Genomic DNA, 9,253 nt, shown 5'->3' with positions numbered 1-9,253 from the left:
CTTCCTCCGGTCAAGTCCGCTATCACGTCCTCCGATGCCGATACGCCCAGAGTGCTCCGCTCCATTACGGAACATTGGGATGATCTCGGCGACCACGCCGCCACGCTGCAAAAAGCCCTTGCCGACGATCCGCCGCAGTTCATCACCGAAGGCGGGCTGTTCAAGCAGGGCTACAACGCCGAACTGGACGAACTGCTGGATCTTGTCGAGCACGGGGAAAACAGGGTCAAGGCGTTGCTCGACGAGGAGCAGAAAGCCTCGGGCATCAGCAAGCTCAAGCTTGGCTACAACCGGGTCTTCGGCTACTACTTCGAGCTGTCCAAAGCCGTTGGCGGCACACCTCCCGAGCATTTTATCCGCAGGCAGACGCTGGCCAACGCCGAACGTTTCACGACCGTCCGCCTCAAGGAGCTGGAAGAAAAACTGCTTTCCGCCGCCGACCGGCGCAAATCGCTTGAGTACAAGCTGTTCCAGCAGCTTCGCGGGGCATTGGCGGAAGCCCGCCCCCGCATCCTGTTCATGGCCGACATGCTGGCGCAGCTGGACTATTGGCAGTCGCTGGCGGAAACGGCGGTGCGCCACAACTGGTCGCGCCCCGTGCTCCATACCGGGCAATCCATCACGATCAGAGAAGGACGTCACCCTATCGTCGAGGGCATCATCGGGGAAGCCGCGTTCGTGCCCAACGATCTTCATATGGATGAGGACAGACGGCTCTTGCTGATCACCGGCCCCAACATGGCCGGTAAGTCGACCGTGCTCCGCCAGACCGCGCTGATCTGCCTCCTCGCGCAGATGGGCTCTTTCGTCCCGGCCCGGGAAGCGCAGCTTGGCCTGTGCGATCGCATCTTCTCCCGCGTGGGCGCTTCGGACAATCTGGCGCAAGGCCAGAGTACGTTCATGGTGGAGATGATGGAGACCGCGCGCATCCTGCGTCAGGCCACCAAGCGCAGCCTCGTCATCCTTGATGAAATCGGACGCGGCACGAGCACGTTCGACGGGCTGGCATTGGCGTGGGCGGTTGCTGAAGAGCTGGCAAGGCGGGCCGGGGGCAGCATCCGAACCCTCTTTGCCACGCATTACCACGAACTCACGGCACTGGAAGGCAAGATCCCCGGCGTGCACACCATGAACATCGCCATCCGGGAATGGAACGGGGAAATCGTCTTCCTCCGCCGCCTGATCCCCGGACCGTCCGACCGGAGCTACGGCATCGAAGTTGCGCGTCTGGCGGGCGTCCCACAGCCCGTCGTCCAGCGGGCCCGGGAAATCCTCGCCCAACTGGAGCAAAACAAAAGCTCTTCGCCCGTCCGCCAGGTCATGCCGAACCTTCTGCCCGGCATCCAGCTTCCCGAGTCCAAGCCCAAGAAGGCCGTCGAGGAAGTCGCCGTTGCGGAACCGGAGCACCCGTTGCTCGTGGCGCTGCGGGACACCAATCCCGATGCCCTGACCCCTCTTGAGGCCCTGAAACGAATCACGGAATGGAAACTTTTATGGGGAGCCCCAAAGCAATGAAAACATGGATCACGCCGATACTGTGCTGCCTGCTGCTGATCGCGGCGGGATGCGGCAAGAAAGGGGATCCGGTCCCCCAAGACAAGAAAAACCTTTTCTCGTGGGAAAGCGCTGATGCCGCCCTCACCGGAAACGGCTGCCTCGCCATCTCCGCGCTCATGAAAGGCGCGGCGCGCAACGTGGACGGTTTCTCCATCGAGCTGGAGCCGCTGGCCGCGTCCGCCGATTCCACCCTGCCGAAGGAATTGCAGACGCCGCAGGATACCTGCGAAGGCTGCCCCTTCACCCCGCGCGAAACGCAGGAACTGACGCCGCAGCAAGCCGTCCCCACGGATTCGGGAACGCGGTTCGCGTTTACCTACTGCCCGCAAACCAAGGCGGCGGCGTACCGCTGGCGTCTGGTGGCGCGGAACGTCTTCATGGCCTTCCCCTACGCGCTGACCCCTGTGAAGACCGTTCGCTAGATCAGATTCCTCGAAACACTCTGAAAGTATCAGTGAGGGAGCCTTTTTCTCGGGAAAGGCTCCCTCACTTCCCCTGAAAACCCTCCAAAAAGAAACGCCTCTACCTCCCTCCAAAACCTTTTGTGCATACCAAAAGCCTGCCCGCAGTTTTCCGGCACAAACGGCCTTTGGAGCAAGGCCATCAAAAAAAGAGGATAGGTTTAACCATCCCCTCTTATATTGAAAACGCGGCAAAGCCTTCATCAAAAAGGACCTGCCGCGTTTTTCTCTTATGGCGCTTAAAAATGCTTCCGCCAGATTCCGCCGTAGGGGAAATTTCCGCCTTCGCCTTTGGAAGCCTCTATCCCCAATAGAGGCTCTGCGAAAAAATCCCATTCCCTGATGGGGCATCACACTGTTCAGACACCCCAAAAACCGACCAGCTGCAACAGCCACATGACCAGCAGCGCCTGCAGACCCGCCATGACATCATCGATCATGATGCCGTAGCCTCCGGGCAGCCAGCTCTCGGACGCATGGACGGGCCACGGCTTCCGCATGTCGAAAATACGGAATAAGACGAAGGCAATGCCGATTTTCGCCCAACCAGGATCGGAAAACGGCAACAGGACCAGCCACATGCCGAGCAGTTCGTCGATAACGATCTCACCCGGATCCTTGTAGCCGAGTATCTGCTCGCCACGGGTCGCGGCCATCCCGCCAATCCAAAACACGAGCACGAGCACCACAATCCGGGCGACGAACGGCAGCGGGATGAACAGAAACGGAGCCAGAACCGCCGCCAACGCGGAACCGCATGTCCCCGGCATGATAGGAGACAGCCCCGCAAAACCGAGCCGGCAAAAGGCGAGTATCAGTTTATCCATTACAACCCTCTCTATGCTTTGGCAGGAAAACGCCCGCACGAGAATTTTTCCCCTTCGGGGCAGTACCGCAGCCGCTCGCACTTGGCACCAGCCAGACCAAACACCTCGGGCAGCACGCCCCGGCACAGCGCGAGCATCTCGTCCGCAACGTGCCGGATTTCCCACTGCGCACGGCGGCAACAGCGGTGCTCAAAGAAATTCAGCAACGCGCGGCAGTTCATGGTCACGACAATGTTGCTCGCCGTGGCCTGCGGCAGGACAAAACGCGCATCCTCATTCGCCTTGGACCCGGTCCGACCTGCTTCTTCAAGCAATCCTTTAAGATCCCGGTAAGCGGAACCAATTTCCCGCATGATCCCTTCAAACCGCGCCAGCGCTTCCGGATTTTTCCGGATCTCCGGCGGGATCAGATAGTCGAAATCGGAACCGTCCACATAGCGCTGGCTCTGCTGCGAATATGAGGCGATACGGTGGCGCACGAGCTGATGCGTCAAGGCGCGGGACACGCCGCCGAGCGCAAAGGTGAAACTGACGTGCTCAACCGGGCTGGCATGGCCGGACTCCATGATGGAAGCCACAAACTGAGCCTGCTTTTCGCGGCCGATGTCCCCGGCGAGCAGGCGGGGCCACATATCGGCCACAAATCCGGCGTGATAGCATTGACGAAACGCCGCATACACCAAGGAAAGCGGTTCCGGCGTATGGGCAAGCAATTCGACACGAGGTTGGACTACGGGCATATGGTCTCCGGCTATCCGAGCATATTTAAATGTTTATACGCTTTCGCCGTAGCCATCCTGCCCCGTGAGGTGCGCTTCAAAAATCCACATTGAATAAGATACGGCTCGTAAATATCCTCAATCGTACGGACTTCTTCGGAGCAAGCCACGGCCAGCGTCTTCACGCCCACGGGCCCTCCTCCATAAATGTCCACAAGGACGCGCAATAATTTACGGTCCATCTGGTCCAGCCCGTTCTCGTCCACATCCATGCGCCGGAGCGCGTGGGACGCCTGTTCCTCGTCCACCACGCCGGAACCGTAGACGGCGGCGAAATCGCGCACGCGCCGCAGCAGCCGGTTGGCGATACGCGGCGTTCCCCGCGAACGGCGGCCGATTTCCAGCGCGCCGCCCTCGGTGATCGGCACCCCCAGAATACGGGAGGAACGGATGACCACGCGGGACAGCTCCTCAGGCGTGTAGAACTCCAGGCGGCTGATGATGCCGAAACGGTCCCGCAGCGGAGAGGAAAGCAAGCCGATGCGCGTCGTGGCGCCCACGAGCGTGAACGGCTCCAGATCGATTTTGACGGTGCGTGCGGCGGGCCCCTGCCCTATCACCAAATCGAGTTTGTAATCCTCAAGTGCCGGATACAGGATTTCCTCCACGGCAATGGGCATCCGGTGGATTTCGTCCACAAACAGGATGTCGTGTCGGGACAGATTGGTCAGGATGGCCGCCAGATCGCCGCTCCGTTCCAGCACCGGGCCGGACGTGCAGATCAGGTTGACCCCCAATTCCGCCGCCATGATCTGGGCGAGCGTCGTTTTCCCGAGGCCGGGGTTTCCGTAAAAAAGGACGTGATCCATCGCCTGCCCGCGTTCACGGGCGGCGTTCAGGAAGACGCGCAGATTGGCCCTCAGCTCCTCCTGTCCGATGAAATCCTCCAAACGGGAAGGACGGATGCTTTCGTCACCGGGAGAGCCGGAGTCAGGAGCCGACAGTTCTTTCGCCAAGTCTGCGGGGGGAAGGAATGATGGCGTATTAGGAGAATCGGACATTACTTCTGCCGTTCGCGGGCAAGGGCTTTCAGGGCCGCACGGAGGGCTTCGCTGACTTCAAGATCAGGCTCCTCGTGCAGGATGTTCTTCAAAACGGGTGCGGCTTCGGCTTCGGCATAACCAAGCCCTTCGAGACCCGTCAGCGCGTCGCGGTAGACGCTTCCGGGCACGCCCAGCTGCAACGAGGCCGCCGCCGGCATGTCCTCAACCTTCAATTTATACTTGAGCTCAAGGAAAATATGCTGGGCGCTCTTCTTGCCGATACCGGAAACCTGCGTGAGCGCAAGCACGTCGTCCTCAAGCACCAAGCGCCGCAGGTCGTCGGGGCGGAACGCGGAAAGGATGCCGAGGGCCGTCCGTGCGCCCACTTTGGAAATGGACGTCAGCACAATAAACGTCTGCCGTTCGTCCCATGTCTCAAAACCGAACAGTTCCTGCGCGTCCTCCCGGACGATATGGCAAATGTAGAAACGGACATGGCCGCCGCGTTCCGGCAATTGAAGCCGCGTCTGCTGCGGCAGGTAGACTTCATAGCCGACGCCGCCTTCCGTGACGACGACGCAAGCGTTGGCGCACACTTCCGCCAACCGCCCTTCTATATAAGCGATCATGGGGTGTTCTCTCCCTGTTTGAGCGGCAACACCCGGATGGCGTACCGGGGGCCAGCATAGCCCAAACCCCGCCGGGAGGAAACCCCCTCTCATGTCAGCCGGAATCTTCCATCCAGCCCTTGCGTGGAGCGAGCACTTCCAGCCTGCCCCCGACCTTCCGGAACCTCCCCCTTATCCGCGAGAGCCGTCTCAGCGGGCTCCCGCAAACGCACGGGCCGGGCAACATGGCCGCCATGTCTCCCGTCCGGTAACGGATCAGCGGCATGGCCTGACGCGTCAATGTGGTGAAGACCACTTCACCCGGCGTCCCGTCGGGCACAGGCTCACCGGAAACCGGATCGACGACTTCGAAAAACAAATCGCCTTCACGCAGATGGTATCCCTGTTTCCCGCAGCACTCGACCCCGCCGCCGTAGCCTGTCTCAGTGAGGCCGTAGTGATCGAAAACCTCACAATGCCAGCCGTGGACAAGCGCTTCTTCCAAATCTTGCGGCAAAGGTTCCGCGCTCGACAAAATGGCCCTGATTCCCGGGGAGGCCGGATGCGCACCCAAAAGACGGCGCAACTGTCCCGGCGCGGCGACCAGACAGTCCGGGCGATGCAGCTCCAGTTCCCGGCAAAAGCCAGCCTGTTCAGCCGCGGGATTTCCGGCGACGCCCCGGGCTCCGATCCGGGGCAATGCCCGGATGAGCAGATCCGTAACCCCATCGGGGCGTTCCGCTCCGGGCAATAGAATGAGCACCGTATCGCCGGGACGCACCAGCACGCTGATGCCGTGGGCGAAAAAATCCAGCGTCCGCTCCAGATCAGCGGAAGCGAAGGCCAGCCGTTTGGGTTCTCCGGTTGTTCCGGACGTGCTCAGCGTCACCATCCGGGCGATGGCATCCAGCGGAACGCAGACAAACCGCTTCCAGCCGTCCTCGAGATCCCGCGCCGTCGTAAACGGCAATTGCGTCACATCGTCGGGCGACGCGGGCCACATTCCCGCCCGGATCGCCTCACCGTGACGTTCAAAAACGCCAGCAAGACGTTTCCGGTACAGCAGGCTGTTACGCTCCGTATAGCGCAACACCTCGTTGATTTTGTTCAACTGATACCGCCGCAACGATTCTTCGCTCAGCACCTCCAGCCCACAGCAACGCGCGATCCAGTCATCCAGAAACGGGCGCTTCATCATACACGGCCCCGGTACAACGTGGTGCCGTCAAACGAGGTCAGGTTGTACAGGCAAAATGGGATTAAGGTTCCTGATGGACTGACGACATGGATGCAGCACCCTTTGACCCGCTCCAGATCCAGCGTCATGGCATCCTGAAACGCCATGCAGGACACGGTAAAGCGCTGCTCTATCCCCGCCGACGCCAAAAACCGATCGAACGCATCCCCATCCCGAGCCGCTGCCGGGGACGCGGGCGCGCTCCAGTGCCGGGCGGCGAAGGCTTTGGCTTTGCGGGCCCCCTCAGCGGCGGACGGCGTTTCTCCGCAATCGCAACAGGAAGAAGCGCCCTGCACCAGCTCCAATGTTTCCCCGCTTCTCCGATAGACGGCACTGAAGGAACACAGCGCGTTTTCACAGCCCGGGGGATGAAAATCCGTCCATCGGATTTGCCCTTGCGACTGCCGTTCCAGCTCCGCGGCGATCTCCGGCAATGTCACGCGCGGCGCGCCATCGGATCGCCACGGGCAACGTCCGAACGAAGACATGGGCTGAAAATGCACGCCTCGGACATGTGCCCCCAGACGCAATCCCATTTCCACCAGCGGCCACAGACGATCGGCGTTAACGCCCGCCGCCACGGTCGCCACCAGCACGACCCCGATTCCCGCTTCGCCGCACGCCCGGATTGCTTCCAGCTTTTCGGGAAGGCAACGCCTTCCGCGCAGGATCTCATGGGCCGCATCATCCGCCGCATCGCATTGCAAATAAACGGAATCCAACCCCGCTTCGCGCAGACTCGCCGCGTATCCGGGCTCCGTCCCTAGACGCAATCCGTTGGTGTTGCATTGGATCAGCGCGAAACCGCGTGCTTTGGCCATGCGGATGATCTCGGGAAGATCGTCCCGTACCGTGGGTTCGCCGCCGGAAAGCTGCACATTGCACGCCCCGGAAGCCTGCCTGAGGCGATCCATCTGAAAGGCGATACGCTCAAGGGACGGTTCCGGCGCAACCTGTTCTCCGGCGCTGGCATAACAGACGGGGCAACGCAGATTGCACCGTCCCGTCACTTCAATCAGCCCCGTACAGGTATGCTGGGCATGATCCGGGCACAACCCGCAGTCGAAAGGACAACCGCGCTCCCGCTCCACGAACGGATGCCGGGGATGCGAGGGCGTCTTGTCGCGGACCCAAGACCGGAAATCCGGCATACCGCGCCATACGGGAACGGAAAAAACACCGTGCTCCGGGCACTCCTTACGCAAAAGAACGGAGGGGATACCCTCTTCCGCCGGATCAAGCACATATTCGGCGGGAATGCGCCGCAAGCAGACGGGGCAGACGCTCTCCGTGGCCTGCGGCAGGGAACGGGCCGGGGGCATCATCGGGGCTCCGTCATGTCGATCCCGTACTCGGCGCACAAATCGACAAGTTTGTCCCAACACTCGGCGAGCAGATCCCCGCACAAGGTCATGTCAGCGCCGCCGCCCGTTTTTTCCTGAATCGATGGGCAGGAAACATCCCGGCATCCTCCGGTGCATACATGCTGGGCAAACCACGCCGCATAGTCGTTGATCAGCGGTTCCGCCATCGGATGGGCGGCTTCACCCGCGGCCCCTTTGCACGCCAGATACCCGAGCGCCGCCGCGCCTCCCGTCAAAAGCCCGCACGCACCGCCGCTTTGCCCCATTCCGTGACAAAGCCCGCCAGCGGCCCTGACCAACCCGGGATTTTCCACACCCTGCTGCTGCAAGACGAGCAGGACGAGGAGCTGGCTGCAACAATATCCTTCCCGAATCAGAGGTATGAGTTCCAACATCAATGCGTTCATTTGCTCCCCTTTTCCGCGACGAACATCCAATACCCGAACCGTTTTCCCGAACACGCCGAATCGCCGCTCCCCGGACATGCTCCCATCCATGCGAGCAACGCCGAACGGGGAACCCCCTGAAACAGGAGCCTGCCCGCCAGTTCACCGAGCAATCGGGAATGATCCTCCGAGGCCAAAATCCGAAATCCCTGCCGCGCCAGCCGTTCCGCCACAACGTCAGCAGGCACGGCACCGCGCGCACAGCCCTGCCCGCCCGCTCCGTGGCTGACCTCGCGGACCACTATGTCCGTAAGCAACAGCCGTCCCCCCGGCCGCAGGACACGCCCCATCTCCCCCAAAGCCCGTTCAGGGGTGTACGACAGGGAGAGGACGCATTCGCAGACTATGCCGTCCATGCAAGCATCCCGAAACGGAAGGCCTTCAAGCGTCCCCGCGAGGAGCGGCACTCCGGATAACCGTCTTTCCGCCTCCTGAAGCATGGCGGCGGAACGGTCCATCCCCACGGGGCTCAGGCCGCGTTCCGCCAGCAAAGCCAGCGTTACGCCCGGACCGCAGCCCAAATCCGCCACCCGCTCGCCGCCGCCGAAAGCGCAGTGCGTGAGCCCCCGCTCGGTAAGCTCCACGCCGCCGGGACGGAGGCAATCCGCCGACGCCAGCCGGAAAAGCTCCCGCTGGCATAAGGGCTCTTCCCGATGCTGCGGGATCATTTGTCTTCCAACAGGGCTTCCACTTCCGCCATTTTTCCCTCAGCCAGCGACTTGGGGATCATCGTCAGCCCACAGGACGGGCAACGGGGCAAAGAGACGTCAAACGCACTGCCAAGATAGCCGACCTGAACTTTGACCTGCTCCAGAGGGCATTGGCAGCGGGTACATACCCAGTCGCCGGGGTCCGGCGCATAATTCGGTTCCATAGCCATGATGATCCTCCTGCCGGGAATTCCTGCTTTCGCACATAGCAGATTATCACTGAGCCCATTATAAATGGCATCCCACTCATACGAGGTCCGAAAACCCATTCCACCTCAACG

11 protein-coding genes are annotated in these 9,253 nt (G+C 61.4%); 2 read left to right on the top strand and 9 right to left on the bottom strand.

Annotated features, from left to right (window positions below; translation table 11 throughout):
- Both mutS and HMPREF0178_RS00660 read left to right on the top strand, forming a co-directional pair.
- The coding region (gene mutS, locus HMPREF0178_RS00665) for a DNA mismatch repair protein MutS (RefSeq protein WP_009367970.1) at positions 1 to 1,515 on the top strand (1,515 nt) is incomplete at its 5' end.
- Positions 1,512 to 1,979, top strand: a complete 468-nt coding sequence (locus HMPREF0178_RS00660; RefSeq protein ID WP_009367969.1) for a hypothetical protein — start codon at positions 1,512 to 1,514, stop codon at positions 1,977 to 1,979. The genes mutS and HMPREF0178_RS00660, both read left to right, overlap by 4 nt.
- 398 nt (positions 1,980 to 2,377) lie before the next feature.
- Here HMPREF0178_RS00660 and HMPREF0178_RS00655 read toward each other — a convergent pair whose 3' ends face one another.
- The 9 genes from HMPREF0178_RS00655 to HMPREF0178_RS00615 all read right to left on the bottom strand — a co-directional run bounded on the left by HMPREF0178_RS00655 (position 2,378) and on the right by HMPREF0178_RS00615 (position 9,142).
- Positions 2,378 to 2,845 carry a phosphatidylglycerophosphatase A gene (locus HMPREF0178_RS00655; RefSeq protein WP_009367968.1) on the bottom strand — a complete coding sequence of 156 codons (468 nt, stop codon included), beginning with the start codon at positions 2,843 to 2,845 and terminating at the stop codon, positions 2,378 to 2,380.
- 11 nt (positions 2,846 to 2,856) lie between these two features.
- Positions 2,857 to 3,585, bottom strand: coding sequence for an FAD-dependent thymidylate synthase (gene thyX, locus HMPREF0178_RS00650; RefSeq protein WP_005027364.1), 729 nt, complete (start codon positions 3,583 to 3,585; stop codon positions 2,857 to 2,859).
- An 11-nt stretch (positions 3,586 to 3,596) separates the two neighbouring features.
- Complete coding sequence (gene ruvB / locus HMPREF0178_RS00645) at positions 3,597 to 4,625, bottom strand: Holliday junction branch migration DNA helicase RuvB (RefSeq protein ID WP_009367967.1); 1,029 nt, start codon at positions 4,623 to 4,625, stop codon at positions 3,597 to 3,599.
- Positions 4,625 to 5,236 (bottom strand): Holliday junction branch migration protein RuvA, encoded by a 612-nt coding sequence (ruvA, locus tag HMPREF0178_RS00640; RefSeq protein ID WP_005027369.1) that lies wholly within the window; start codon positions 5,234 to 5,236, stop codon positions 4,625 to 4,627. The genes ruvB and ruvA overlap by 1 nt, the downstream gene beginning before the upstream one ends.
- A 94-nt stretch (positions 5,237 to 5,330) precedes the next feature.
- The gene (locus HMPREF0178_RS00635; protein ID WP_005027371.1) at positions 5,331 to 6,413 is read right to left on the bottom strand and encodes a DVU_1553 family AMP-dependent CoA ligase; all 1,083 of its coding nucleotides are present in this window, start codon (positions 6,411 to 6,413) and stop codon (positions 5,331 to 5,333) included.
- Positions 6,410 to 7,777, bottom strand: a complete 1,368-nt coding sequence (gene trsS / locus HMPREF0178_RS00630; RefSeq protein WP_009367966.1) for a radical SAM (seleno)protein TrsS — start codon at positions 7,775 to 7,777, stop codon at positions 6,410 to 6,412. Before trsS ends, HMPREF0178_RS00635 begins: the two co-directional genes overlap by 4 nt.
- Positions 7,774 to 8,223 (bottom strand): DVU_1555 family C-GCAxxG-C-C protein, encoded by a 450-nt coding sequence (locus HMPREF0178_RS00625; protein WP_009367965.1) that lies wholly within the window; start codon positions 8,221 to 8,223, stop codon positions 7,774 to 7,776. Before HMPREF0178_RS00625 ends, trsS begins: the two co-directional genes overlap by 4 nt.
- On the bottom strand, positions 8,220 to 8,930 hold the full coding sequence (trsM, locus tag HMPREF0178_RS00620) for a DVU_1556 family methyltransferase (RefSeq protein ID WP_009367964.1): 711 nt from the start codon (positions 8,928 to 8,930) through the stop codon (positions 8,220 to 8,222). The genes HMPREF0178_RS00625 and trsM overlap by 4 nt, the downstream gene beginning before the upstream one ends.
- The gene (locus HMPREF0178_RS00615) at positions 8,927 to 9,142 is read right to left on the bottom strand and encodes a DVU_1557 family redox protein (RefSeq protein WP_005027380.1); all 216 of its coding nucleotides are present in this window, start codon (positions 9,140 to 9,142) and stop codon (positions 8,927 to 8,929) included. Before HMPREF0178_RS00615 ends, trsM begins: the two co-directional genes overlap by 4 nt.
- Between the last annotated feature and the right edge of the window lie 111 nt (positions 9,143 to 9,253).

The sequence above is a fragment of the Bilophila sp. 4_1_30 genome (assembly GCF_000224655.1).
In the GTDB taxonomy this organism is placed as follows: Bacteria; Desulfobacterota; Desulfovibrionia; order Desulfovibrionales; family Desulfovibrionaceae; genus Bilophila; species Bilophila wadsworthia.
Note: the sequence above shows the minus strand (reverse complement) of the source record. Positions and strands in the feature narration are given on the sequence as shown.

Bases quoted from the DNA above. Each gene is read 5' to 3' on its own strand.
- trsM (WP_009367964.1), bottom strand. From the start codon at position 8,930: ATGATCCCGCAGCATCGGGAAGAGCCCTTATGCCAGCGGGAGCTTTTC.
- HMPREF0178_RS00655 (WP_009367968.1), bottom strand. From the start codon at position 2,845: ATGGATAAACTGATACTCGCCTTTTGCCGGCTCGGTTTTGCGGGGCTG.
- HMPREF0178_RS00635 (WP_005027371.1), bottom strand. From the start codon at position 6,413: ATGATGAAGCGCCCGTTTCTGGATGACTGGATCGCGCGTTGCTGTGGG.
- ruvB (WP_009367967.1), bottom strand. From the start codon at position 4,625: ATGTCCGATTCTCCTAATACGCCATCATTCCTTCCCCCCGCAGACTTG.
- HMPREF0178_RS00625 (WP_009367965.1), bottom strand. From the start codon at position 8,223: ATGAACGCATTGATGTTGGAACTCATACCTCTGATTCGGGAAGGATAT.
- HMPREF0178_RS00615 (WP_005027380.1), bottom strand. From the start codon at position 9,142: ATGGCTATGGAACCGAATTATGCGCCGGACCCCGGCGACTGGGTATGT.
- trsS (WP_009367966.1), bottom strand. From the start codon at position 7,777: ATGATGCCCCCGGCCCGTTCCCTGCCGCAGGCCACGGAGAGCGTCTGC.
- ruvA (WP_005027369.1), bottom strand. From the start codon at position 5,236: ATGATCGCTTATATAGAAGGGCGGTTGGCGGAAGTGTGCGCCAACGCT.
- HMPREF0178_RS00660 (WP_009367969.1), top strand. From the start codon at position 1,512: ATGAAAACATGGATCACGCCGATACTGTGCTGCCTGCTGCTGATCGCG.
- thyX (WP_005027364.1), bottom strand. From the start codon at position 3,585: ATGCCCGTAGTCCAACCTCGTGTCGAATTGCTTGCCCATACGCCGGAA.